The sequence below is a fragment of the Williamsia herbipolensis genome (assembly GCF_036153515.1).
Lineage (GTDB): Bacteria > Actinomycetota > Actinomycetes > Mycobacteriales > Mycobacteriaceae > Williamsia_A > Williamsia_A herbipolensis.
In genome coordinates this window covers 628,049-652,446 of record NZ_CP108021.1, presented here as the reverse complement: position 1 = coordinate 652,446, position 24,398 = coordinate 628,049, and the positions used below count along the sequence as shown (strand labels likewise).

The 24,398-nt window shown below is 66.4% G+C and carries 27 protein-coding genes; 13 read left to right on the top strand and 14 right to left on the bottom strand.

Annotation, left to right across the window (positions count from 1 at the left end; translation table 11 throughout):
- Window positions 1–16 precede the first annotated feature (16 nt).
- Entirely contained in the window at window positions 17–1,228 is a 1,212-nt protein-coding gene (locus tag OG579_RS02975; RefSeq protein ID WP_328858029.1) for an NAD(P)/FAD-dependent oxidoreductase, read from the bottom strand.
- A 71-nt stretch (window positions 1,229–1,299) separates the two neighbouring features.
- Between OG579_RS02975 and OG579_RS02970 the strand changes: the two genes are divergently transcribed.
- Window positions 1,300–2,124, top strand: coding sequence for a sulfurtransferase (locus tag OG579_RS02970; RefSeq protein ID WP_328858028.1), 825 nt, complete (start codon window positions 1,300–1,302; stop codon window positions 2,122–2,124).
- A gap of 241 nt (window positions 2,125–2,365) precedes the next feature.
- Here the strand turns inward: OG579_RS02970 and OG579_RS02965 are convergent, their stop codons facing one another.
- The 3 genes from OG579_RS02965 to OG579_RS02955 all read right to left on the bottom strand — a co-directional run bounded on the left by OG579_RS02965 (window position 2,366) and on the right by OG579_RS02955 (window position 4,428).
- Window positions 2,366–2,725, bottom strand: a complete 360-nt coding sequence (locus OG579_RS02965; RefSeq protein ID WP_328858027.1) for a UBP-type zinc finger domain-containing protein — start codon at window positions 2,723–2,725, stop codon at window positions 2,366–2,368.
- A gap of 77 nt (window positions 2,726–2,802) precedes the next feature.
- Window positions 2,803–3,333: a hypothetical protein gene (locus tag OG579_RS02960; RefSeq protein ID WP_328858026.1), complete on the bottom strand. Its 531-nt coding sequence runs from the start codon at window positions 3,331–3,333 to the stop codon at window positions 2,803–2,805.
- 234 nt (window positions 3,334–3,567) lie between these two features.
- Window positions 3,568–4,428, bottom strand: a complete 861-nt coding sequence (locus OG579_RS02955; protein ID WP_328858025.1) for a class I SAM-dependent methyltransferase — start codon at window positions 4,426–4,428, stop codon at window positions 3,568–3,570.
- A gap of 71 nt (window positions 4,429–4,499) precedes the next feature.
- On the opposite strand from OG579_RS02955, the gene OG579_RS02950 reads away from it, so the two are divergent.
- Entirely contained in the window at window positions 4,500–5,312 is an 813-nt protein-coding gene (locus tag OG579_RS02950; protein WP_328858024.1) for a class I SAM-dependent methyltransferase, read from the top strand.
- Window positions 5,303–6,289, top strand: coding sequence for a phytanoyl-CoA dioxygenase family protein (locus OG579_RS02945; RefSeq protein WP_328858023.1), 987 nt, complete (start codon window positions 5,303–5,305; stop codon window positions 6,287–6,289). The genes OG579_RS02950 and OG579_RS02945 overlap by 10 nt, the downstream gene beginning before the upstream one ends.
- Before the next feature lie 74 nt (window positions 6,290–6,363).
- Here OG579_RS02945 and OG579_RS02940 read toward each other — a convergent pair whose 3' ends face one another.
- The gene (locus OG579_RS02940; RefSeq protein WP_328858022.1) at window positions 6,364–7,224 is read right to left on the bottom strand and encodes an alpha/beta fold hydrolase; all 861 of its coding nucleotides are present in this window, start codon (window positions 7,222–7,224) and stop codon (window positions 6,364–6,366) included.
- Window positions 7,225–7,319: 95 nt separating this feature from the next.
- On the opposite strand from OG579_RS02940, the gene OG579_RS02935 reads away from it, so the two are divergent.
- Window positions 7,320–7,706 (top strand): winged helix-turn-helix transcriptional regulator, encoded by a 387-nt coding sequence (locus OG579_RS02935; protein WP_328858021.1) that lies wholly within the window; start codon window positions 7,320–7,322, stop codon window positions 7,704–7,706.
- Window positions 7,707–7,744: 38 nt separating this feature from the next.
- Here OG579_RS02935 and OG579_RS02930 read toward each other — a convergent pair whose 3' ends face one another.
- The 3 genes from OG579_RS02930 to OG579_RS02920 all read right to left on the bottom strand — a co-directional run bounded on the left by OG579_RS02930 (window position 7,745) and on the right by OG579_RS02920 (window position 9,476).
- The gene (locus OG579_RS02930) at window positions 7,745–8,128 is read right to left on the bottom strand and encodes a VOC family protein (RefSeq protein WP_328858020.1); all 384 of its coding nucleotides are present in this window, start codon (window positions 8,126–8,128) and stop codon (window positions 7,745–7,747) included.
- Between the two features lie 84 nt (window positions 8,129–8,212).
- On the bottom strand, window positions 8,213–8,908 hold the full coding sequence (locus tag OG579_RS02925) for a helix-turn-helix transcriptional regulator (RefSeq protein ID WP_328858019.1): 696 nt from the start codon (window positions 8,906–8,908) through the stop codon (window positions 8,213–8,215).
- 13 nt (window positions 8,909–8,921) lie between these two features.
- Window positions 8,922–9,476 (bottom strand): YceI family protein, encoded by a 555-nt coding sequence (locus OG579_RS02920; RefSeq protein ID WP_328858018.1) that lies wholly within the window; start codon window positions 9,474–9,476, stop codon window positions 8,922–8,924.
- Between the two features lie 177 nt (window positions 9,477–9,653).
- On the opposite strand from OG579_RS02920, the gene OG579_RS02915 reads away from it, so the two are divergent.
- Window positions 9,654–11,222 carry an amino acid permease gene (locus OG579_RS02915; RefSeq protein WP_328858017.1) on the top strand — a complete coding sequence of 523 codons (1,569 nt, stop codon included), beginning with the start codon at window positions 9,654–9,656 and terminating at the stop codon, window positions 11,220–11,222.
- A gap of 16 nt (window positions 11,223–11,238) precedes the next feature.
- Here OG579_RS02915 and OG579_RS02910 read toward each other — a convergent pair whose 3' ends face one another.
- The 3 genes from OG579_RS02910 to OG579_RS02900 are packed head-to-tail and all read right to left on the bottom strand — an operon-like array spanning window position 11,239 to window position 14,266.
- The gene (locus OG579_RS02910; protein WP_328858016.1) at window positions 11,239–12,711 is read right to left on the bottom strand and encodes an MFS transporter; all 1,473 of its coding nucleotides are present in this window, start codon (window positions 12,709–12,711) and stop codon (window positions 11,239–11,241) included.
- The gene (locus tag OG579_RS02905) at window positions 12,704–13,345 is read right to left on the bottom strand and encodes a TetR/AcrR family transcriptional regulator (RefSeq protein ID WP_328858015.1); all 642 of its coding nucleotides are present in this window, start codon (window positions 13,343–13,345) and stop codon (window positions 12,704–12,706) included. The genes OG579_RS02910 and OG579_RS02905 overlap by 8 nt, the downstream gene beginning before the upstream one ends.
- A 54-nt stretch (window positions 13,346–13,399) precedes the next feature.
- On the bottom strand, window positions 13,400–14,266 hold the full coding sequence (locus tag OG579_RS02900) for an oxidoreductase (protein ID WP_328858014.1): 867 nt from the start codon (window positions 14,264–14,266) through the stop codon (window positions 13,400–13,402).
- A gap of 118 nt (window positions 14,267–14,384) precedes the next feature.
- On the opposite strand from OG579_RS02900, the gene OG579_RS02895 reads away from it, so the two are divergent.
- Entirely contained in the window at window positions 14,385–14,810 is a 426-nt protein-coding gene (locus tag OG579_RS02895) for a winged helix-turn-helix transcriptional regulator (protein WP_328858013.1), read from the top strand.
- Between the two features lie 31 nt (window positions 14,811–14,841).
- Here the strand turns inward: OG579_RS02895 and OG579_RS02890 are convergent, their stop codons facing one another.
- Window positions 14,842–15,975 carry a hypothetical protein gene (locus OG579_RS02890; protein WP_328858012.1) on the bottom strand — a complete coding sequence of 378 codons (1,134 nt, stop codon included), beginning with the start codon at window positions 15,973–15,975 and terminating at the stop codon, window positions 14,842–14,844.
- Entirely contained in the window at window positions 15,972–16,853 is an 882-nt protein-coding gene (locus OG579_RS02885; RefSeq protein WP_328858011.1) for an oxidoreductase, read from the bottom strand. Before OG579_RS02885 ends, OG579_RS02890 begins: the two co-directional genes overlap by 4 nt.
- A 61-nt stretch (window positions 16,854–16,914) precedes the next feature.
- Between OG579_RS02885 and OG579_RS02880 the strand changes: the two genes are divergently transcribed.
- The 3 genes from OG579_RS02880 (at window position 16,915) to OG579_RS02870 (ending at window position 19,874) form a co-directional block, all read left to right on the top strand.
- The gene (locus tag OG579_RS02880) at window positions 16,915–17,472 is read left to right on the top strand and encodes a TetR/AcrR family transcriptional regulator (RefSeq protein WP_328858010.1); all 558 of its coding nucleotides are present in this window, start codon (window positions 16,915–16,917) and stop codon (window positions 17,470–17,472) included.
- 1,332 nt (window positions 17,473–18,804) lie between these two features.
- The gene (locus OG579_RS02875) at window positions 18,805–19,119 is read left to right on the top strand and encodes a hypothetical protein (RefSeq protein ID WP_328858009.1); all 315 of its coding nucleotides are present in this window, start codon (window positions 18,805–18,807) and stop codon (window positions 19,117–19,119) included.
- 80 nt (window positions 19,120–19,199) lie between these two features.
- Window positions 19,200–19,874, top strand: coding sequence for a response regulator transcription factor (locus OG579_RS02870; protein WP_328858008.1), 675 nt, complete (start codon window positions 19,200–19,202; stop codon window positions 19,872–19,874).
- Window positions 19,875–19,902: 28 nt separating this feature from the next.
- Here OG579_RS02870 and OG579_RS02865 read toward each other — a convergent pair whose 3' ends face one another.
- Entirely contained in the window at window positions 19,903–21,300 is a 1,398-nt protein-coding gene (locus tag OG579_RS02865; protein ID WP_328858007.1) for a sensor histidine kinase, read from the bottom strand.
- 103 nt (window positions 21,301–21,403) lie between these two features.
- Between OG579_RS02865 and OG579_RS02860 the strand changes: the two genes are divergently transcribed.
- From OG579_RS02860 to OG579_RS02845, 4 genes are read left to right on the top strand one after another with little or no spacing between them, the layout of a single operon-like run.
- Window positions 21,404–22,105 (top strand): phosphatase PAP2 family protein, encoded by a 702-nt coding sequence (locus OG579_RS02860; protein WP_328858006.1) that lies wholly within the window; start codon window positions 21,404–21,406, stop codon window positions 22,103–22,105.
- A gap of 5 nt (window positions 22,106–22,110) precedes the next feature.
- The gene (locus OG579_RS02855) at window positions 22,111–22,926 is read left to right on the top strand and encodes a COG4705 family protein (RefSeq protein WP_328858005.1); all 816 of its coding nucleotides are present in this window, start codon (window positions 22,111–22,113) and stop codon (window positions 22,924–22,926) included.
- Complete coding sequence (locus OG579_RS02850; RefSeq protein WP_328858004.1) at window positions 22,923–23,201, top strand: hypothetical protein; 279 nt, start codon at window positions 22,923–22,925, stop codon at window positions 23,199–23,201. The genes OG579_RS02855 and OG579_RS02850 overlap by 4 nt, the downstream gene beginning before the upstream one ends.
- The gene (locus OG579_RS02845) at window positions 23,182–24,390 is read left to right on the top strand and encodes a hypothetical protein (RefSeq protein WP_328858003.1); all 1,209 of its coding nucleotides are present in this window, start codon (window positions 23,182–23,184) and stop codon (window positions 24,388–24,390) included. The genes OG579_RS02850 and OG579_RS02845 overlap by 20 nt, the downstream gene beginning before the upstream one ends.
- Window positions 24,391–24,398 lie beyond the last annotated feature (8 nt).

Genomic DNA, 24,398 nt, shown 5'->3' with positions numbered 1-24,398 from the left:
CGATCCGGCGTGTTCGCTACAGGATCCCCTTGAGTATCCCGTACCAGTAGACGAGCGGTAACCCGTAGCTGTCGAACGCCCAGGCGGACCGTCTCGGGGCGAGCGGGTCGAGGAACGACGGCAGCGATGACGTGATCTCGCCGGTGCGGTCGAACTCGGCGGCGATGAGCCGATGCAGGTCGGTCGGGATGGGGGCGACGGTGTACCCGTCGTAGTGCGACAACGGCACGCCGGAGCGGGCCGCGATCATGTTGCCGACAAGAATCTTCGACTGCTGACGCAGTGCGCCACCGGACGGGTCGGTGTCGACGGCGGCACCGTCGCCGAGACCCCACACCGTCGGATGGCTCCGATGGCGGAACGTCGTGGGGTCGATGTCCACGACGCCGGTGGCGTGGTCGCCGGCGAGCCCCGACTTCGAGACCAGCGGTACCCCGCGGAACGGCGGCACGAGATGGAGCATGTCGTAGCCCAGGGTGGTCGTCGCTCCGTCGGATCCGGTGGCGGTGAGGGATCGGTGCTCGGGATCGAGAGCGGTGACGGCGGTGCGACGCAGGACGTTCACGCCGAGGTCGGCGAGGTGGCGTTCGAGGCGGGCGTCGAGACGAGGCACCCCCACCAGTCCCTCGCGGTCGACGACGAGGGTGATGTCGACGTCGTCGAGGATCCCCGCGCGACGCCACATACCGGCGGCGAGGAACAACGGTTTGATGGTGGTGCCGGTGCAGCTGACGGGTGGACGCGGCACGGTGAACACGGCATGGCCGCCCGGGCGCATCGCGCGGACGGCATCCCGGGTCTGTTCGGCGGCGTCGACGTAGTTGCTGCCGACCGCCGGGGTCGCCAGTGCCTCGGCGACACCGGGCAGCGCGGCGTCGTCGGTGACCAACCCGGTCGCCACGACGAGATCGCGATAGGTGAACAGCCGACCCGAGGCGCATCGGACGGTGTGGGCATCGGCGTCGATGGCGTCGACGGTGTCGTCGATCCAGGTGGCTCCGGCGGGGGTGACCGATCGTTGGGTCCGCTCGGCGGAGGCCAGTGCGGCCTGACCGGAACCGACGTACGACAGCAGCGGTCGGTAGGTGTGCACGCGCTGCGGTTCGATCACCGCGACGTCGGCGATGCCGCGGCGGCACAGTCGGGCCGCGGTGCCGATACCCGCGTTGCCCCCTCCGATCACGATGACGTCGAAGGAACGGTCGGGCGTGACGCCATGTGCATGCATTACTTTCCGTTGTACGCCGCGAAGCCCCGGCCCCTAGTGGGCCACCGCTTCTCTCGAGATCGGACGACCTCATGACCGACGTGCTCATCTCGGCCCGCGACCTCGCCACGCGCCTCGATAAGGACCCGCCGGTTGTTCTCGACGTGCGCTGGCAGCTGGGGGACCCCCACGGCGCGCAGCACTACCGCGACGCCCACTTACCCGGCGCGATCTTCGTCGACCTCGAGACCGAACTCGCCGCACCGCCGACGACCGAGGGCGGTCGCCACCCGTTGCCCGCTCCCGACGCGTTCGAGACGTCGGTGCGTTCCTGGGGTGTCGGGGCGGAGTCGTGGGTGGTCGTCTACGACGACACCGGGGGTCTGGCGGCGGCACGTGCGTGGTGGCTGCTGCGCTGGGCGGGTCATACGCGGGTGCTCATACTCGACGGGGGTCTGGGCGCCTGGCGTGACGCGGGTGGCGCGGTGTCGGCAGGTGAGGAGAAGGCTGCTGTACCAGGGGATTTCATCGTCACCCCTGGCAGCATGCCGATCGTGCACATCGACGACGTCGGTCGCGACGGGGTGCTCCTCGACGCGCGTGCGCCCGAACGTTTCCGGGGTGAGACCGAACCGATCGACCCGCGCGCCGGCCACATACCCGGTGCGGTCAGCGCGCCCACCGCGGCGAACCTCGACGCGTCGGGTCGAATCCTGGAACCGTCGGCCCTGCGGGACCGGTTCGCGCGAGTCGGTGTCGAACCGGGCGCCGACGTGACCGTCTACTGCGGATCGGGCGTCACCGCCGCCCACGAGATCGCCGCGCTCGCGGTCGCCGGTGTGGATGCGGCGCTCTATCCGGGGTCATGGTCGCAGTGGTCGGCCGACCCGAAGCGCCCTGCGGCGCGCGGCGAATGAGTCGGATCGTCACCCCCTGACACCACCGCATGCGAGACCGATCGTCGAATCATCAACGGCTGTGATGAACAGCCACACGCTCACACGCGGCACCGTATGTGATCAGCTCTCGACCCGGCGCCGGAGCATCTCAGTGCGGCGGCTGTCGGTTTCTTCCCGGCGTACCAGTGGATGGCCGATCGTTTCGCGGGCGAGCCCGCCCCGACGAACTGTCGGGGCTGACTCCTCGGCGATCGCGCTGTCACCCCCGATGGTCGGTCAGTATCTCCTGCCAGTTCGACGGCACGCGGGCGCGCGGTCCCGGTGCGGTCTGGCTTTCCGGATGATGATCGGGCGGTGCCAGCACGGGGCCCTCGAACATCGCGCCTGTCCCGTAGTCGTAGAACCAGGCGTCACCCGGTTCGAAACTCCGCACGATCGGGTGGCCCGAGGTGGTCGCGTGCTCGGTGGCGTGAGCCCCCAGCGAATCGTCACAGCATCCGATGTGGCCGCACTGCGCGCACCGGCGCAGATGGAACCACCAGCCGTTCTGTGCCTCGCAGTCGACGCAGCCCGTGCCGCTCGGTGCGCTGTTCGGGTCGATTCCGGCGATGTCGCTCATCGTGCCTCCCAGATCGTGCGGGCGATTCCCGACCATCGCACACACCGCGTCGAGACGCACAGGTCTCGCCGACGCGGTCAGACCTGTGCGAGCCGACCCACCGGGAAGATGTAGTCGAGGCGCGGGATGAGCCCGGTCTGCGACGGGGTGGGGCCGTAGACGACGAAGACGACGGGTCCACCACCCGTGGGCAGCACGGCGGCACGGTCGGGGTAGCTCAACGGGTCGGGGGAGGGCACCGACCGGGGCAGTCCGGTGACACCCGATGCGCCGGTCCGCAGGTTCACCCAGGCGGCGGTGAGTTGCGAGCGCTCGATGATGAACCGCTGGAGGACGGTGATGGTCTTGCGGTTGTGGTCGATGCGCGCGTCGACCTGTTGGCCCGGGTTGCCGTTCCCCGGGTTGGCGAGGGTGAACTGTTCCACCCCGGCGGCGACGGGGGTCGCGCCGGCGGCCGCGGCCGCGATCGGCGCGGGTACCCCGGCGGCGATCAGCCCGGCGACGGGGTCGACGGCAGGTGCGGCCTGCGCAGTGCCGCCCCCGAAGGCGGCAACGGCGATCGCTGCTGCTGCAGTGGCGGTGGCGATGGTTCGACTGATGCGGATCATGCTGTCTCCCAGTGGTTTCAGAACGGTGATGTGGTCTCGCTGACGCCGGCGGTGATGGTTCGGCGTCGGGGGAGGTGGTCTGAGAAGAGTTCTCCTTCGCTGCCGTCTCGGGTGCGGGCTCACGACGTGCCGCCATGTACGACACGCTCACAGCCTTGGTATCGCCGCGTACCGAGAAGTTGTTACAGGGTCTCACGAAGGAACGCCGAAGAAGGAACGCAGAGGAAGGTGGCGTCAGAGACGGGTGGCGACGAAGACATCGACCGGATGGGGCACATGCGGTTCGCCATCCGCGCCGGGCACCGAGACGGCGTCGAGATATGCCCGCACCGGTCGGCGCAGCTCGGGGGTCAGTCGGGCCTGCACCGCGAAGTCGAGGACGTCGTCGCCGGCCGGTGCGAGTTCGACCAGCGCGTCGAGCGTGGAGATCTCGTCGAGGACGATGCCGGTGGCGTGGAAGGCCTCGGCGACATCGGAACTGAACCACTGGCGATGGTCGTCCAGCGGCGGGGCCAGTACGTCGACGAGTGCGTTGAGTGCGGCACGCGGGGCATTGAGCACCCAGAGTTGTCCGCCCGGTCGCACCAGAGCAAGGGCTTTACGGAGCGTCAGCTCGAGGTCGGCGACGTAGTAGATCGAGTGCACGAAGACCACGGCGTCGAAGGTCTCATCGACCACCGCGTCGGCGAACGACGCGACCTGTACCTCGGCGCTGAGCTCGCGGGCGCCCAGGGCGGCCATCTCCGCGGTGAACAACCCCGCGCTCCCGGACCACGGTTCGATGCCGACGTAGCGCACCGGTCGGCCGGGCACGGCGCGCACCAGCCCCTCGGCGAGCCGGACGTCCAGCGTGCCGTCCCCACACCCGACCGAGAGCACCGACAGGGGCCCGTCGCCGAGTTCGGCGAGCCGTCCGGCGAGATGGTCGGCGATGAGACCGCGCTGGTCGGAGCGGCGCTCGAACGCGGCATGGTCGCGTGCGTAGGAGTCGGGTTGCAGAGCCGGCAGGGCCGCAGCACCCCGACGTGCGTCGCGCAGGTCGTCGAGAAGCGCGGCAGCGACCTCGGTCGACGGAGTCGGTACTAGGCTCGTCACCAGATCGAGTCAACCACGTTGTCTCGATCAGGGGGCCGAATGTGGCTGCCGATGACGGGACGAGAATTGTCGTGAGCAACAGGGATACAGCCGAACGCAGCCTCGAGCACTGGAGCGAAGCCGGGCGGACGGGCATGGAGGCGTTCTACGCCCTCGCCACCGAGGACTACCGACAACTGGCGCTGGCCGCGGACTGGACCGGTCTGCTCGGGGAGCGTGCGCACGACGGCTGGTCGCTGCTCGACGTGGCCTGCGGCAGCGGCAAGTTCCCGACGGCCCTGCGGAAGTACACGGATCTGTCGTCGCTGCCCGAGATGTCCTACGACCTCCTCGACCCATCGGAGTTCTCGGTCGCCGAGGCCCGCAGCGTTCTCGGGCCGCCGTTCGCCGCCCGCCACGACCTGGTGATGACCCTGCAGGATCTCCCCGACGAGTACTCCGGCTACGACGTCCTGTGGGCCACCCATGCGCTCTACGCACTGCCGCCGGCGGAATTGGACGCCGCCGCGGAGCGGTTCGTCGCAGCCCTCGCGCCCGGCGGTCTCGGTCTGATCGCGCAGGCCACCGCCGCATCGCACTACCTCGCCTTCTACGACGCGTTCCGGGCCGGAGTGCGCGAGGCGACGCCGTACACGACGGCCGAGCAGGTACGCGACGCTCTCGTACGCGCCGGCGCCGAAGTGCGCGACCAGCGCGTCACCTACACCACCGGAACATCGGATCGTGCAGTGGCGCAGGGCTTCTTGCAGCGCTGTGCGTTCGACGACACGGTGTCCCTGGAGGAGATGGAAGCGGCGCCCGTGCTGGGCGACTACCTGGCCTCCTGTCGCGACGCGTCCGGTTCCTACACCTTCTCCCACGAGGCGGCTCTGCTGTGGCTCTGAACAAGTCGACCGTGAACGAGCGTCTTCCCGAGCAGAACCGGGATGGCGGCATCGAGCAGGACTGGGCGGGGAACGATCAGGACTGGTGGGACTGGTACGTCACCCTTGCCGCGAACGAGAACGTACCGACCGAATTGGTCGACGGCCCCGGTCTGCCGGACGTCGAGGCGGCGACCGACGAGCAGGTCCAGCGCGAGTTGTCCGAGCCCTATGACCTCGACCCGGCCGCGATCGCGTCGTTTGCGCGCGAGGCCTTCGTGCGTCTTCCCGCCGTGCTGTCGCCCGCGGTGGTCCGACGACTCGCCGAGCGCCTCGAGGAGCTGTTGCGTGACGAGCACGGCGACGACGTCGCCGGTCGGTTCACCGCGCTGGAGCAGATGTGGCTGCACGACGACCTGATGCGCGCCGTCGCGTTGTCGCCCCGGATCGGCGGTCTGGCGGCGGCCCTTCTCGATGAGCCGGGCGTGCGGATCTACCACGACAATGCGTTGTCGAAAGAGCCCGGATGCGGCCGGACACCGTGGCATCACGACGCGGAGCACTTCCCGCTGCAGACCACCCAGGCGGTCACCGCGTGGATGCCGATGTCGGCCATCCCCGGTCGCATGGGACCGCTGTCGTTCGCTCGTGGCCGCGAGGTGCTGGGGGAGGTGTCCGACCTCGAGTTCGACAAGGTCGGCACGTCCTACGACGAGGCCGTCAGTCGGCGCTTCGTCGAGCGTGACGTCTCGGTGGAGTCCGGCCCGTTCGCCGTCGGCGACGTGTCGTTCCACTCCGCGCTGTGCTTCCACACCGCCGGGCCCAACCTGACCACGCAGCCGAGGCGGGCATTGGCCACCACCTACTTCGCCGACGGTGCGCGGGTGGTCGATTCGCCGACCCTCATCAGTGGGACCTGGCGAGAGTTCCTGCCGGGTGTCGAGCCCGGCGGTCTCGCGGCCTCCGACCTGAACCCGGTGGTCGGCCGACGCGGCTGAGTTCCACGGCACATGAGCCGACGCCATCCGGTCCCGATGACCATGAAGACCGGCGGGCGGACCGGTCCAGCGGTTCACCGCCGGTGAGCATCGAGGAGCACGTCGACGAGCTCGTCTGGTTTCTCCAGGGGGACGATGTGCCCGCAGTCGTCGATCGGCGCCCGCGTCAGTGTCTCCGTCACGCCCGCCAGTTGCGACGACAAGGCGTTGCCGACCACTCCGCCCTCCACGGACCACACCGGCATTGTCAGTCGTCTGGCCGAGAGGGATTCGCGAAGGAGCTCGGCATTCCGTCCCGTGGCACGGTAGAGCTCGAAACCGGCTCGTAGAGCATCGATCCCGCGGTAGGCGGAGACGAATGCCGACCGCGCGGCCGCTCCGATGTCGTGCCGCACGCTCGGACCCGTCAGGAACCACCCGAGGTACTCCTCTTCGCGGCCGGCGACGACCCGTTCGGCCAATCCGGGGACTGCATGGAAGCCGAACCACCACGGCGGGCCCGACGAGAGGAACTCCTCGGCACCGGCAATCCCTGGGAGGACTCCCTCCATCACGATGAGCCGGGACACCCGAGACGGGTCGATCGACGCCGCGTACACCGCGGTGGGAACACCGGCGTCGATGGCGACCACGGTCGCCGATGTGAGGTCGAGGGCATCGAGCACACCGAGAGCGTCGCGCGCGGTGATCGAGACGTCGATCGGGCCCTGCGCGGGATCGCTGCCCCCGACCCCGCGCATGTCCGGGGCGATGGCCCGGTATCCGTTCGCGGCCAGCGCCGAGCCCACCGGCCGCCACACCTCCCACGTGTGTGGCCACCCGTGGACGAACAGCACCGGTGGCGCCGTGGGAGGGCCTGTCAGAGCGACGCCGACGGTCGTCCCGTTCACCGGTATCCGTAGTTCTTCGAACATCTCCGTCGTGTCCGTGGTCACCAGTCCTCCTCGTGGTATCCGTTGGTTACCATGAGCCTCATCGTGCGCCGCGTCGCGCACAAGACGGCACTTCGAGGAAAGGTGGTGAGCGCGAGGTGACCACCCCCGGCGACACCGGCGACCTGTTCTCGCCGGATTGCCCGACGCGCCAACTGCTCGACCGCATCGGCGACAAGTGGACGTCGATGCTGATCAAGCTGCTGGCAGAGAGCGGTTCCGAGGGTGCGCGTTTCTCCGAGCTGCGTCGCGCGGCCACGGGCATCAGCCAGAAGATGTTGTCGCAGACGCTGCAACGTCTCGCCGCGGACGGATTGGTGGATCGAGAGGTCGAGCCGACTGTCCCACCGGCCGTGCACTATCGGCTCACCGAGTTGGGGTATTCGCTCGAGGCGTCGCTGGCGGTTGTCCGTACGTGGGCGGAAGGGCACATGCGTGAGATCGACGACTTCCGTCGTGGCTCGGCGCTGTCACCGTCCACCTGACCGGACCCGAGTCGCCGGCGAGGGGAGCGCGCCCCTCGCTAACCGACCTCGGTGGCAGGCCTGCTGAAGAGGTTGACCAGGTTGCCATCAGGATCGCGGAACAACGTCGACCGGTTGCCCCAGGGCATGGTGGTGGGCTCCAGAACGATCGCCTCGAGCGCGGGACGTAGGCGAGCGAACTGGGCGTCGACGTCGGAGACGAGGAACTCGATGATGATCGAGGCGTTACGGGCGGCCGTCGGAGCGTTGTCGCCGAGCATCGCCACGGTCACGGGGTCGGCGATGGCGAGTGAGCCTGTGTCGGTCCGGAACTCGGCGAACACGGGGGCGGGGCGCAGTGCCCGGGTTTCGGTCACGAGCTCGTAGAACCGGGTGAGGCGTTCGACGTCCTCGGTGATGATGCGGATCGATGCGAAATCCATGTCGGTTCCTTTTGGTCGGGTCGTGTGACTCGATCGTCCGACCCGTCCGCGACAACGTCATGTCGGTGTTTTCGACAGGATCCGTCACCAGGTACTGAGGGAGCGAAGGGTTCCGTGGGCGATGTCGAGGTCCTCGGCTCGCATGGCACGGCGAGGTGCCTTCTCGCCGATGGGCTGTGCCGACAGGACGCGATCGCCTCGAAAGGCGCGGATGCCGTCGCGCAGTCGACACCACCCGATGAGGTACCAGTCGCGGCCCTTGCCCACGTAGCCCAGAGGTTCGACGTCCCGGTGGGTGTCGTTGCCGCTCTTGTCGCGATAGGTGATGCGCAGGACCCCGCCCGAGCGGAGGGCGCTTGCGAGTTCGGTCGGTGCCGCGGGGCCGGAGTCGTCGACGAGGAGATGGATGCGCGATGCGAGCTCGACTGTCTCGTGGAGTGTGCTCTCCTGCATCACCGCGATGACCTTGCGCAATGCCGATGTGGCGGCGGTGTGGAACGGGCTCGCGGACAGCATGCCCAGCGCGACGGTGACGGCCAGCGCTTCGTCGACGGAGAAGCCCAGTGGGGCGAGCGTGTGCGATGCGTCGAGACAGTAGCCGCCGTTGCGGCCGGGTTCGGCCCAGATGGGCACGCCTGCTTGTTGCAGTGCCGCGAGATCCCGCTCGATGGTGCGGGTGCTCACCTCGAAGTGATCCGCGAGTCGACGGACACTGCGCGGTCGGGGCGACACGGCGCGGAGTTCCTCGACCAACGCGTAGAGCCGGTCGGTGCGATTCACGCGACAAGGCTACTCACGACGGTTTCGCGCGGGTGGCCGAGAAAGCGATCGACACCTCGTCGACCACCTTCATCGCGCCCAACATCTGCGAGTAGGGTTTGATGCCGAAGTCGGACTGTCGCACCTGGGATTCCGCGGACAGTCGCCACGCGCGTTCCTCGTCCTTCACCCGCAGATGTACGCGGTGATCCCGACTCTCGCCGTGGATCTCCAGCGTTCCGTCGAGCCGGAAGCCGTCGTCGGTGGCGGTGATGTCGTCTGCGCGAAAAGTGATGTGGGGGAACTTTTTCGCATCGAAGGTCTTCACGGCGTTGAGTCGTGCGACCACCTTCTCGGGCCCCAGTAGCGGGGTCAGGCCGCCCTGGCCGTCGACGACATCGATCGAGTCGACGTCGGCCGTGAGTTCCAGCGACGCCGGTTCCTCGCCGGCCCAGTCGACGACCGCGCGCCAGCGTGTCACCGCGATGGTGAGACGATGGCCCATCTTGGCGGCCTTGCCGGTCACCCCGGTCCGGATCTCCAGAACGGCGTCGTCCGACGGGGCGAATGTCCACTGCGCGTCACTCATCACCTCACGCTATAGATCACCTGGCGCCGAAAGGTCCGCGGGCGGTGCCACCGCGGTCTCTGTGGGGCTTCGACACGATTAACACGTTTGTCATCGAATCTGACGATTCGTTGCACGGTCGAGGCTCTACCGTCCCGTTCAGACGGTCGCATTGGCGGCCAGAAGGAGAGGGTCGCGATGGCAGAGGGTCAGGATCTGTCCGAATTGAACGCTGACGAAGCGCATCTCGCCAGCCTCGGATACACGCAGGAATTGCAACGGTCGTGGTCGGGTTTCAGCAACTTCGCGATCTCGTTCTCGATCATCTCCATCCTCGCCGGCTGTTTCACCTCCTTCGGTCTCGGCTGGAACAACGGGGGACCGGCGGCGATCGCGTGGGGTTGGCCCATCGTCTCGGTGTTCATCCTGGTGATCGGGTTGTGCATGTCAGAGCTGGTGTCCGCCTACCCGACGTCTGGTGGAATCTACTGGTGGGCAAGCAAACTCGGTGGCGCCAAAGCCGGTTACTACACCGGGTGGCTCAACCTGATCGGTCTGATCGCCATCGTCGCGTCAGTGGCGTACGGATGTGCCACGTTCCTCGATCTCACGCTCGGGACGTTCAGTCAGAGCTGGCTCGACGGCTACAGCCTCACCCGGGTGTTCGTCATCTTCGTGATCATCCTGGCGATCGCAGCGGTGGTGAACATCTTCTCGTCCAACCTCCTGGCGATCATCAACAACATCTCGGTGTGGTGGCACGTGTTCGGCGCGGCCGCGGTCATCGTCATTCTTGCGTTCGTGCCGTCGCATCATGCGAGTGTGTCCGACGTCTTCGCCAAAACTGTCAACAACAGTGGGATCTTCTCCGGAGCCACTTCGGGGGTGGGATGGCTGTTCTTCTTGTTGCCGATCTCGGCCATCCTCACCCAGTACACGATCACCGGATACGACGCGTCGGCCCATTTGTCGGAGGAGACCCACAGCGCAGCTGACGGTGCGGCCAAGGGGATCTGGCGGTCGATCTTCTACTCGGCGATCGGCGGCTGGATTCTGTTGCTGGCCTTCTTGTTCGCCGTGCAGGACTCCGATGGGGTGTCGAAGGGTGGCGGAGCGGTGTCGGTCATCTTCGCGCAGGCGATGAGCTCGGGGTGGGTGGGGACGGTACTGCTCATCTCCACCGCCGGCCAGTTCTTCTGCGCGATGGCATGTATGACGAGTTCGTCACGAATGCTGTACGCGTTCAGTCGCGACCGTGCTGTGCCGGGCCACCGATTGTGGTCGTCGTTGAACGCGAAGAAGGTGCCCGCCAACGGTGTGATCCTCTCTGCGGTGATCGCGGCGATCATCACACTGCCCGCGTTGGTGCAGGTGGACATCAACGGTGCACCGGTTCCCGTCGCGTTCTTCGCGGTGGTGTCGATCGGCGTCGTCGGTCTGTATCTCGCGTTTGCGGTACCGATCTACTACCGCTGGAAGGCCGGCGACGAGTTCCAGGTCGGATCCTGGAATCTGCGCGGTCATCACACCTGGCTGGCCCCGGTGGCGTTGGTCGAGATCATCGTGACGTCGATCATCGCGCTGTTTCCCACCTCACTCGGCGGGATGCCGTGGGATCCGAGCTTCGAGTGGAAGTTCGTCAACTACACGCCGCTGCTGGTGGGCGGTGTGCTGATCCTGTTGTGGATCTACTGGCATGTGTCGGTGAAGAAGTGGTTCACCGGGCCGATCAAGCAGGTCACCACCGCGGGCAGGAGCGCCGCCTGATCAGTCGGCAATCGGCTCACTCCGTCAGTGCAGGCTCCGCGGCCGGGGCCGAGGCGGCGCCGACCTTGTTCACACGGATCAGTGCCAACGATGCGACAAGCGCCAGTGCGACCACCACGATCGCCGCTTGGAACGCGTGTTGCTGTCCGGCGACGAAGATCTCGGCCTGCCCGGCCGCTGTTCGTGCGGCGGGGCCCAGGTCGGCGCCACGAGATGCCGCTGCGTGCGCGAAGACGGTCCCGAAGACGGCGAGACCGATGGCTCCACCGACCTGTTGGCCGGTGTTGAGCAACGCGGAGGCCAGGCCGGTCTCGTGCGGGGCGACGCCGTTGACCGCGGTCATGGTCAGCGGCACGAAGCTGCACCCCATGCCCAGACCCAACAGCAACAAGCAGCCGAGAAACGGCCAGTAGCTGCTGTCGACGCCGAGCTGGGTGAACGAGACCATCGCGACGAGAGCAAGGATCGGACCGACCGTCAGGAACGGCCGTACACCGATGCGGGGGATCAGGCGCCGGACCACCACGATCGACATGAACATGATCGTCGTCGGCATGGGCAGGAACCCGACCCCGGTCTCGAACGGGGTCCACCCGTGCACGTTCTGCAGATACTGCGCCATGAAATAGAACGTCGTGAACAGCGCCGACGCGAGGAAAAGCATGATCAGGTACGCCCCCGTGCGGTTGCGGTCGGCGAAGATGTGGAACGGCATCAGCGGGTGACTCGTACGGTGCTCGACGAGGACGAAGGTAGCCAACAGCGCCGCCGCGATCACCAGGGTGACGATGGTGGTCGTCGACCCCCAGCCGTCGTCGGCGGCCTTGGTCAGGCCGTAGACGAGTATCGACATCCCGGCGGTGACCGAGATCGCCCCGGGCAGATCGAGTTTCGACCCCGATCCCTGCGACTCGGCGAGCACTCGCGGCGCGAGGACGAGGACGAGTATTCCGATCGGTGCGTTGATGAACAGTGCCCACCGCCAGCTGGCGTAGTCGGTGAGCACGCCGCCGAGCAGCAGACCGAGGGCGCCGCCGGATGCGGCCATGGCCGCGAACACCCCGAACGCACGTGCGCGCGCCTTCGGTTCGGTGAATGTGGTGGCCAGCAGTGCGAGCGCGGTGGGTGCGGCGATCGCGCCGCCGGCACCCTGGGCTGCGCGGGCGATGATCAGCATGGCTTCACTGGTGGCGAATCCACCCAGGAGCGATGCGCCCGCGAAGAGCGCGACGCCGATCATGAACATCTTCCGGCGCCCGTAGAGGTCGCCGATCCTGCCGCCGAAGAGGAGCAGTCCGCCGAAGGCGAGGGAGTAGGCGGTGACGACCCAAGTGAGGTTCGCCGCCGAGAAGTCGAGGTCGGCACGGATACTCGGCAACGCGACGTTCACCACGGTGGCGTCGAGAACGACCATCAGTTGCGCGACGCAGATGACGGCGAGGGCGATCCCGCCGTTCCGGCTCGGGGAGGTGGGTGTCGGTTCAGTCATCGGTCTCTTTCGGATGGGGGGTCGAGGGGCGTGCGGGGAGCCCGAGCACCGGTCGCAGGACCGTGCTGACGATCTGTTCGGCGTAGGCGCGACCCGCGGGTCGTCCGGTCGTGAGCGCGCGGTGCAACATGAGCGACGGGAGCAGGCTCGCCGCCATGGCCACGTCGATGTGCGGAGCGAGTTCGCCACGGCGGCGGGCCCGGTCGAGGATCTCGGTCAGGCGCTCGATACGGGGCTCGGTGAACCGGGTTCGGAACGCCTCGAGCAGATCCGGTTCCCGGGAGAGGGCGGAGCAGACGCTGGTCATGACCTGTAACAGCCGCTGTGACTGCGGACTGCACGACACGGCGGCCATCTGTTCGATGTCCTCGTCGAGGCTTCCCGTGTCGATGGCGCCGGCGACCGGCTTGAGCGTCGCCATCGCGTCGATGACGAGGTCGGCCTTACTCTTCCACCGGCGATAGACGGTCGCCTTGCCGACGCCCGCCTCGGCAGCGACACCTTCTACGGTCAGACGGTCGTAACCGGTGCGGATGAGGAGCTCGATCGCCGCATCCGTGATCGCCGCATCGCGGCTCGGATCACGAGGGCGGCCACGCGGGAGCTCGGTCGAGGTGGCGGAGGTGTGCGGCACAGATGGACAGTACCCGAAACGAGACGGACTCGTATCGTATAGGCGTCCGACCAGTCAGGCGATGCTGTCGAGCTCGGCGACGTCGTGCGCGGTGAGACTCAGTGCTGCGCCGGCGATGTTGGCTCGCAGATGTGTGACCTTGGATGTACCGGGGATGAGCAGGATGTTGTCTGACCGCTGCAGCAGCCACGCGAGAGCGACGGCCATGGGTGTCGCGTCGAGCCGAGCGGCGACGGCTGAGAGGGCGTCGGCTTGCAACGGGGTGAAACCGCCGAGGGGAAAGAACGGGACGTAGGCGATGCCGTCCGCGGCGAGTCGGTCGATGATCGGGTCGTCCCAGCGGCCGGCGAGGTTGTACATGTTCTGCACGCACACGATGGGGGTGACCTCGCGGGCGGTGGCGAGTTGCTCCGCGGTGACGTTGCTTACCCCGACCTGTCCGATGAGTCCCTGTTGCTGCAGTTCGGCGAGGGTCTCCATCTGTTCGGTGATGGAACCGGGCGCGGGGCCTGCGGCATCGCCCATGCGCATGTTCACCAGATCGAGGCGCTCCACGCCGAGGGTGGCGAGGTTGTCGTGTACCTGACGTCGGAGGTCTGCGGGGGTTCGTGCGGTGGGCCAACCGCCTCGACCGTCGCGATCAGCTCCGACCTTCGTGGCGATGGTCAACGATTCCGGGTACGGGTACAGGGCTTGCCGGATCAATTCGTTGACGACGTCGGGGCCGTAGGCGCCGCTGGTGTCGACGTGCGTGATGCCCTGTTCGACCGCGTCGCGCAGCACGGCGATGGCACCGTCGTGATCTGCGGGTGGTCCCATGACCCCCGGGCCGGCGAGTTGCATGGCCCCGTAGCCGAAGCGGGTGACGGTGCGGTCGCCGAGCTGCCAGGTGCCGCCGGGAAGGGTGGTTGAAGTGGTCATGCCATCGTGCCTTTCGTCGATCTAACCGTGACTTCCACGGCAACCCAGTCTCCGAGCTGTACTCTCTGTTGGGAAGTACGCACCTGCAAGTGCGTAACGATCCGAAAGGGGTCAGCGGATGGCCACGACGACCGCAGCGTCGCGGCGGCGCGATCAGCGCGAGTCCTACAACGCTTTTCTCGCCGTCTGCCCGAGCAGGCAACTGTTGGATCGAGTGTCCGACAAGTGGGTCGTGCTGATCTTGTGCGCCCTCGCCGGCGAGGGGCCCGGCAGCGACGGCGACCCCGAACGCATGCGGTATTCGGAACTATCACGCATCATCGCTGGTGTCAGTCAGAAGATGCTCACCCAAACGCTGCGGTCTCTCGAGCGCGACGGACTCGTCGAACGCACCGTCACGCCGACGGTGCCGGTCACAGTGCACTACGAGCTGACCGCGCTCGGCCTGTCGCTCCATCAGTGCACCACGCAGCTCCGGTCCTGGGCTCAGGCCCACATGGATGCCGTCAACGCCAGCCGCGACCGATACGACTCACCCAGCTAGCGCCGTAGCTGAGGAACCTGGGAGCGCGATGTCACTCGATCGGCAGCTTCACGGTCGTCGGGGAACTGTTGCATGACCGGTGTACCGCTGTGTGGTCACTTCCGCTGGCCGTAATCTTCTGCGCCGCCGCCGAATATCTTCCCGACTCTGGGGTCGGTTCAGCCGTTGTCACGGATCGGCGCTCGCGAGCAGAGGTGGAGCATCGTCGATGCCGAGAGCGAGCCAGAATGACGATGATCGCGACGACGCCGTATCCGGCGAGCGCGGCGACCACAGCCCAGGTGAGAGCATCGGGGTTGACGACTGACTGTCCGCGCAGTGCTTGCCACAATGTGATGGCGGTGAGTGCGGCCCACGCCGTCGAGATGAGGGACACGATCTCCAGTCGTGTTCGTTCGCCAAGGCGATGGCGCCCGCTGACGGCGAGTGCGAGTGCGATCAGCGGGAGTGCTTGTAGGGCATGCATTCCTACGAAGTGAGCAATCCGCAGATCACCGTGCATGGTGTTCCATCCGAGCAGAAACAGTCCGCCCGATGTGTCGTCGCCGCCGATGGAATGGGTCCCGAGTGTTCGCGGTGCGGACAGTGTGGCTTGCTGGGCGGTGGGGATGATCATGACGAACCCCACCGAGAGCCCGGCGAGGGCGATGGGCACCGCCCACCGCAGCGACCACTGGATGCTGCGGTCGGGCAATGTGGTGAAGTACGCCAGCGCGCATCCCACCACGGCGGTGGTCATGAACAGTACGACGGCGCCTGCGCCCATCACCGAGTAGAGCGCCGAGTTCAGCGCTGTGGACACGTTGAAGTGGCTCGGAATCCCGCGGATGACCTGAACGGAGATGATCGTGATCTCGGTGAGCGCGGCCGCGGAGCCGCCGGTGGCGGCGAACCGGGCGATCCGTCGCAGACGGGGCTTGTCGATGTGTTCGAGCATCCACGCCAAGGTGATCGAGTAAGCAGCCAGGGAGACACTGAATTTGAGCGGTTTTGCCCAGATGGGCTCGCCGCCCAGGGCGCGGTGGTCGACGACGACGCCTATCGCGCTCACGATCGCCCACACGATCATGACTGCGGTGAGCCACACCAGCGGCCGAAACCACGACGTAGCTGCTGCGCTCGATGCTTGACGAGTCCTGCAGGGGCCAGGCGATGCAGTGGTCAAGCCGGGACCTGTGTGGAGGTCAACCGTTCTGACGCTGCCCACAGGCCCGCAGCGAGCTGGTGGTCTCTGGCCTGTTTCGACAGCCCGATGACGTGGGCTCCGCCGCGCATGTTGGCGAAGTGGCGAGGACCGGTGAACGATCCCGGCGCGATGTCGCCGAAGATCGCGAGCAGAACCGGGAGCGCTCCCGCGTCGGGGTCCTGGCCCAGAATCGGTACCAGGCGATCCCAGATCGTCGGTGTGGTCCCCGGCGGCCGGTCGTAGATCGCGGTGCGTACCAGACCCGGGTGCGCGCTGTAGGCGGTGACCGGGGACCTCGAAGCTGTGAGGCGTCGAGTCAGTTCCTGGGTGAACAGCACGTTGGCCAGCTTGGAATCGGCATAGGCCCGAGAGTTGCGGAATGGTCTGCGGGACCAGTTGAGGTCATCGAGATCGAGACGCCCGGCGCGCTCGGCCTGGGATGCCACGGTGACGACTCGTGAGCTCACGAGCGGCAACAGCAACGCGGTCAGGGCGAAATGGCCCAGATGGTTCGTTCCGAACTGCATCTCGAACCCGTCGGCGGTCCTCAGCAACCGTGGTGTGGCCACACCAGCGTTGTTGACCAGAACATCGATCGGCTCTGTCCACTGATCTGCGAAGCGGCGCACCGAGTCCAGGTCCGCCAGATCCAGCTGAGCAACAACGTGCCGGTCGCGTCCGCCGACCAGTTCATCGACGACCGCATCGCCGGCAGCGCGATTGCGTACTGCCAGCACCACCCGCGACCCGCGAGACGCGACCGCCTGCGCGGTGGCGCGACCGATACCGCTGTTCGCTCCGGTGATCAGGACTGTCGGATCGCGCAATGCATTGGGTGGCGTTCCGTGACTGGGCATATCGGCAATGTAGCCGCCGACTACATTGTAGTCAATGACTACTTTCGGTTATGGTTCCACGATGACGGCCTATCACCACGGATCGCTCCGTGGCGCCCTGCTCGACGAAGCGCGACGGGTGCTTGCGCGAGACGGTCTCGATGGCTTGACCATGCGTGGTCTGGCGAAGAGTCTGGGAGTCAGTCACGGCGCCCCCCGGCGGCACTTCGTCGATCGTGACGCCCTTCTCGACGCATTGGTGGCCGCAGGTTTTGCCGAGCTCACGGCGATAATCGAACGATCCGCTGTCCACGAAGACAGCCGCGCCCGGTTGGTCGCCTACATCTCTGGGCACATGGAGTTCGCGAAAGACAACGCCGCCTTGATGCCCATCATGTTCACGACTGAGCCGCGCGACCCGATGTCACCGGCGTGTCAAGCGGCCGGCGGGTTCTTTCGTCGGGGTCGAGAGCTTCTCGGCGACAACGAGAGTGGTCCGCCGCCGGCGTTGGTCTACCTGCTGGCGGCGACGACCGAGGGAATCGCATCGTTGGCGACGTCGGGACGGTTGCCCAGTGACCGGGTCCACGACGTCGTCGATCTCGCCGTAGAGGTGCTGCTCCCCGTCATCGATGGGTGATCGACCGGTCCGGGCCGGTGTCAGTCGGACATGGAACCCCGGCGCAGCGGTCTGTGGATATTGGCTGTGTGGTTCGTTCCCTTTGTGGGGCAGGCGTTCTGGTGGCGACATCGCCGACGTCTGGTCGGGTCGTTGCCGCCACCGTCTGGCAAGGTTCTACCGCCTACAGGCAGTGGGCGCCGCCGTCTGTAGTGACGTCGCAGCGCTGAAGTCCGTTGGCGCTGACTGCTGACTCCCGGCCGTGATGGACAGAATCGTCACAGTGACGATTCGTGAGGAGATGGGGCCTTTATGCATCGGGGGTGCATGATCAATCTGTGGGCCGTTCGGCCGCTGACATTCCTAAGAAATTTGGTCGCTTCGTGTTCGGGTCGCGCGATCGATGGCGTCCAGCTGAAAACTTTTGTCGCCGCGGTGATTGCAGTCGGTGGGTGACGATTGCGATCTCGATGACGGGCGGCACCGACGGCGGTCAGTGTCGAGACGGTCAAGCGTGCATCACCCTAGGTTACGCTACTGGTAACGGGACGTGTTGATGTAGGACGAGTTGTTTTCCCAGTTCAGATCGTTTTTGAGGGTTCGATCCGGTTCGGGATCGGCGGGGCCTGATGGACAGCCGCTGGCCACCGCGGTCGCGAGCGGCATCGACACCACTGGCGCCGGAGCGGCCCACGGGCGTCGTCACATCAGCACACAGTTCGGTGGCGCGATCGAATTGACTGCGCTCGGATTTGTCGCCCATTCCTCTACCGACTACCGGTCGGCGTTCGTGGACATGGCAACGTGCGCGGGTGTAGTTGCCGCAGAAATCGCGATCGCCTGAGCCAGCTTGACGCTCGCAGCACGACCCGGCCGTGGCCGACATATGTTCCCCGACACGTGCCTGCGAGTCGGTGGTCGACGAGCTCGCCGCAGCCTCTGAGGCAGTAGCCATCCAGGTTGCCGACCGCAGTAACTCTCCTGCGTTCGATGGCGCGATAGCCACCCACACCTTGATGAGGCGCTGGTAGCAGGGGTGGGTGGCTGGGCCGACGGCCCGGTGGGGGAGCGGTGCCCACCTGCGATGGACTGCGGTCACCGGTTCTGCTGGATTGGCATCCGGCTACCTTCGGCCCGGGCTGAATGGCGCGGTCTGGAAGGCCGTTGGCCCCGGCGAGGCGCTGAAGCGCTTTGGACGGAGCCGTTGTGGCGGACGGCCGCGCGTGCCGAGGCTGCGGGGCGTCTGGGATTGAGTGCGCTCTCAGGTCGTGTCAGGGTTTTCTCAGCGCTGAACGCGGATGGTGGGACATGTCCGAGGAATTCGGACAGTCACATCGACCAGAGGAAACAGCCATGATCAGCAAGCTGAACGTCAAGACCGCGGTGATTGCCACCATGATCGGCGCGGCGTCGTTGACCGGGGCCGGGTTCGGTATCGCCAACGCGATGACCCCGTCGCATCCGGCATCGGTGGTCCACAAGATCGACACCTTGCCCCACGGTCATACTGCGGATGCGCCGGGTGGGGTGGACAAGCCGGAGGCCGGTGATACCCCGGATGCGCCGGGTGGGGTGGACAAGCCGGAGGCCGGTGATACCCCGGATGCGCCGGGTGGGGTGGACAAGCCGGAGGCCGGTGACACTCCGGATGCGCCCGGTCAGAACTAGCACCTGAACCGGCGATCCGGCGATGCCTCGAGGCGTCGCCGGATTGCTGTACTCATGACGTGAGTGGAGAGGCGGGAACCGTGCGCATTTTGGTGATCGAGGACGATGTCAGCGGTGCCGAGACGTTGCGTCGGACCTTGATCGCCGAGGGATGGATGGTCGATGTGGCCCACGACGGTGAGGTCGGGCTGCTCCAGGCGCTACATGAGGACTATCAGGCCATCGTCTGCGACATCATGATGCCCAAGCTCAACGGCTACGAAGTGGTTCGTGAGCTACGCGCTGCGCGGGTGTGGACCCCGGTGGTGATGTTGACGGCCAAAGACGGTGACTATGACCAGATCGATGCGTTCGATCTCGGCGCCGACGATTACCTGACCAAGCCGTTTTCCGTTGATGTTCTCGTCGCTCGGCTGCGTGCGGTGATCCGCCGCGGAGCACCCCAGCGGCCGGTCGTGCTCTCGGTCGGGTCGTTGACGCTGGATCCGGCCAGCCATGTGGTGGCACGTGGGGGCACCGAAATAGCCACAACACCGCGCGAATTCGCGGTACTGGAGTTCTTGATGCGCAACAAGGGTGTCGTGAAGAGCAAAGCCGAGATCTTGCAGGCGGTGTGGGACATCAACTTTGACGGCGATGAGAACGTCGTCGAGGTGTACATCGGGTACCTCCGTAAACGCATCGACCGACCCTTTGGGTGTGCGTCCATCGAGACAGTGCGCGGGATCGGGTACCGGTTGGTTGACTCCGGCTAGCTGTGCTGGTCGGTTTGTCTGCGGCCGATCAGTCGTCGGCGGTGGGCACAGTGATCGTGACTTGGGTGCCACCTGAGGGTGTGTCGCCGATGCTGACGGTGCCGTGGTGGGCCCGGATAATTTCGTCGACGATCGCCAAGCCCAGGCCGGATCCGCCCTGGGCGCGCTGGCGGTCGGTGTCGAGCCGGACGAATCGGTTGAAGACTTTCTCTCGGTGCTCGGGTGGTATCCCAGGGCCGTCGTCGGTGATGGTGACCGCCCCGAGTTCGGCGTTGTCGTTGCGTGTCATCGACAGGTCGATGGTGGTGGTCGCGTAACGCAGCGCGTTGTCGGCGATGTTGCGGATTGCGCGGGTGAGTTTGTCGTGATCGCCGCGCACGCGGATCGGTGTGATGTGCGTTGTGATGGTGATGGTTCGGAGTTGGGTGAGGCGTTGCGCTTCGGTGCCGACGAGGTCGTCGAGGTCGACGTCGTCGAGGTGCAGAGGTATTCCGCGTTCGTCGGCTTTGGCCAGCAGCAGTAGGTCGTCGACCATGCCTCGAAGGCGTCGGGCTTCGGGTAACAAGAACGCTGTGACGGTGGCGGGGTCGATGGGTTCGTCGGTGGTGCGCGACAGATCGAGCAGGCCGACGATGGTCATCAGCGGGCTGCGTAGTTCGTGTGAGGCATCGCCGACGAACTGCAACTGCGCGGTCCGCGTTGTTTCCAGGCGTGCCAGCATTTCGTTCATTGTCGCTGCCAGCCGGGCTATTTCGTCGCTCGTGCGGGGTTCGGTCACACGTTTACTCAGGTCGCTGCTGCTGATCGCGGCGACCTGGGCGCGGATGCGCTCCACGGGGCGTAGCGTGCGGCCGCTGAGGAAGTAGGTGTTGGCGGCGAGTAGTACGAGGATGACGGGAAACACCGACGCGAACAGGATGCCGACTGTTGTCACCACGTCGTTGATGGGTCCTTCGGCGGCACCGACAACGACGGTGACGTCTCCGGTGGGTGTCGATACCCCGACCACGGTGGCCCGGTACTCGGCGGGGTTGTCTGCGATGCGGGCACCGTCGATGACGTGCCGGGTGCCCCGAGGGGCCGGCGGCACCAGTGGTGCGGTGCGGTCTCCGTTGGTGGCGGCGATGACGGCGCCGGTTGTGTCGAGCACCTGGATGACGTCGAGGTCTTTGGATGTCGTCAGCGTTGCGCTGTCGAGGCCGCGCGGTGATTCGGTACGCACGGTTGCTGCTATCTCGGTGGCCCGCGCACCGGTCGCGGCGTCGGCAGAGTTGAGCAACGATCTGTGCAGCACCAACAGCATGATCACCGCGGCGGCGGCGAGTGAGATGGCCAGCAGCACGGTGGCGAGGATGGTCAGCCGGATACGTACGCCGCCGACGTACCGGTCAAGTGTCGCTGCGATACGCCGCGGGGGAGGCCTCATCGGTTGAGGCTAGCCACCACGACCCGCCACCCGCGGGCTGTCCTCAGCGTCCTTTCAGCGGGGTACAGCATCGCCACAGCATCAGGCCGTCACAGTGGCCACCATGAGCATCCGACCGCTGCACAACGCGATGGCCGTACTGCTGGTGACGGTGGTGTGCGTGGCGGGTCTGGGCATCGCTGCCCATCACAATCCTTTCGGCTTCGCCGACACCGGCGTGCTGAACTGGATGCTCGCTCACCGCACCGGTGGAGTCACCGCTGCCGCGACAGTGATGACCGACATGTTCAGCCCGATATGGGTCGGTATCTGGACGGTGATCGCCGCCGCGGTGTTCCTGCTACGTGATCGCGCCGCAGCACGGGCCATAGCGTTGCTCGCGACCGTCGCTGTAGCCGGGTTGGTGTGCGAGATGGTCAAGCTGTTGGTCAACCGGCTACGGCCACCGCCAATAGACCAGGTCGCGACCCCGGAGGTCGCGATGTCGTTTCCGTCCGGTCATGTGACCGGCACCGCGGCTCTCGTCTTCGGGGTCGCGGTTCTTGCCACCGTGGGATCGCCTCGGGTCCGCCGTATCGCCGCGATCACCGCCGCGCTTGTCGTCGCTGTCCTCGCGGCCGGCACCCGGCTGTATCTGGGGGCGCACTGGTTGACCGATGTCACCGCAGCGATCGCGCTGGCCGGGGCAGCCGCGCTGATCGTCCCCGACCTCACTGCTCGGACGCTCGAAGTCATCGAACCGCGCACCCCGCCGCGCTGGCACGAGGTGCTCGCCCCCCGTCCTCTCACCCCGACGAAAGGCTGACCGCCATGCACCACAACCCCACCATCGGCGACCACCCGAGCACACCGCGATGGGCATGGAGCAAGGTCCCCGAGGTCACCATCTACTTCTGGGTCATCAAGATCTTCGCGACCACCGTCGGTGAGACCGCCGCGGACTACCTCAACACCTCACTGGGATTCGGGCTGACCAACACCACCATCGTCACCGTGGTCTTGTTGGTTATCAGCCTGGCCGCGCAGTTCGCGGTCCGCCGCTACATTCCGGTGCTGTACTGGTGGCTGGTGGTACTCATCAGCGTCACCGGCACCTTGATCACCGACAACCTGACCGACAACTTCGGTGTGCCGCTGGCAGTGACCACGACCATCTTCTCGGTGGCTCTGATCGTGGTGTTCTCGGCCTGGTACCTGGTGGAAAAGACCCTGTCGATCCACTCGATCCGCACACCGCGCCGCGAAGCGTTCTACTGGCTGGCCATCCTGGTGACTTTCGCCTTGGGTACCGCTGCCGGCGATCTCATCGCAGAGAAGCTGGCCCTGGGCTACGGGTGGTCGTTGGTGCTTTTCGCCGGGCTGATCGCGGCGATCACCCTCGGGCACTTTGGTCTTCGTCTCAACGCCGTCCTCGCGTTCTGGGCCGCGTACATCATCACCCGCCCACTTGGGGCATCGTTGGGAGATCTGCTCACCCAGCCCGCCGACGCTGGTGGACTCGGCGTCGGTAAGACCGCAGTCAACATCGTGTTCTTCGCCGTCATCATTGGACTCGTCGGTTACCTCATCGCCACCAAAGTCGACCGCCTCGAGCCGCGAACCGCACAGGCAGAGGTGCCCGCATGACCATGGCGTCGACGACAGTCCCGCGATCCCAGCCCACTGTTGTCGCCAGGGTGGCCGCCGCGGCGACGGTGTACGCGGCGATAGCGACGTTCGTGTTGGTGTTCTTTTTCGCCTTCCACGCGACGCAGCCTTTCCCCGCTGATGCGGTGAGCAACCTGGTGGTCGATGCGCCGCTGTGGATTTGGGTGGCGTCGACGCTGGCAGCCGCAGGCGCTGCCCACCTGCTCGGGAAACTGCGGGCCGCGGTGATCTGCGATGACCGCCGACCACGCTGAGCGTCGTGGTGTCGTCGGCGCCCAGTCTCGCCGGCGACACCGCTCGACCCGCGCGCGACTGGCCTATCTGCTCGTCGCGCTGGTGATGGTCGTCCTGTCGGTGATCGGAGTGTCCTACGTGCGGGCGCTCGTCGCGCCCGGTTACGCCACCTTCGCCGACAAAACCTCGGCCTGGTTACGCGATCACGGGGCCGGCTCGGTCGTCGACCAGATCGAGACGTGGTACTACACCCGACACGCCCCCTCTCAAACCCCAGCTGACACCGGTCAATTCGCGGTCGGAGTACCGGTGTCGGGCGCCGCGGTGGTCCTGCCGACGCTACCGACCCCCGCAGGCGCACTACATCCACCGCAGTGGCAGATAGGCTCGGTCACCGCGACTGGTGCCCCCGCGGTCTACACCAGCCGATTCGAGCCCGACCCCACCCATCCCAGCGTCGTCACCGGCGTGGCGGTGCTCGCGTCGTCGGCGCTGACCATGCACCTGGTGCTGGGTACCTCCGAACCACGCAGCCCGCTCAACACCAGCGCTGCGAAGGTTCCACCCACCGACGTCGCATCGCTGGCAGCGGTGTTCAACTCCGGGTTTCGACTTTCCGACATCACCGGCGGGATCTACGCCAACGGACTCACCTACCGGCCGCTCGTCAACGGCCAAGCCACCGCGGCCATCGACGATCACGGACACCTCACTGTTGGGTCGTGGGGACGCGATGTCACCCTCACGCGGCATATCGTCGCGGCACGGCAGAATCTCGAGTTGATCGTCGATCACGCCCGCCCACTGCCCCGCAACGGTTCGAGCGCGGTCGGTTGGGGTGGAACCCACCTGCAATACCAATACACGTGGCGATCCGGGTTGGGCATCGACCGCCACAACAACATCGTCTACGTCGCCGGCAACTATCTGAACCTGACCACTCTCGCGGTGGCGCTCGCAGACGCTGGCGCGGTCCGAGGAATGGAACTGGACATGCACAGCGGGATGTCGATATTCACCACCTGGACCACCACCGGCAGTAGACGAACCCCGACAAAGTTGTTGCCCACAATGCGCAGTTCAGCGGGCCGCTACCTCGCCCCCGACCGCCGCGACTTCTTCTACGCCACCACCGGTCCACATCCAGCACTTCCATCCGCAGGTACTGCAACACAGTCGAGTTCGCCACCCGGACACACCAACAAATAGGGGACTCG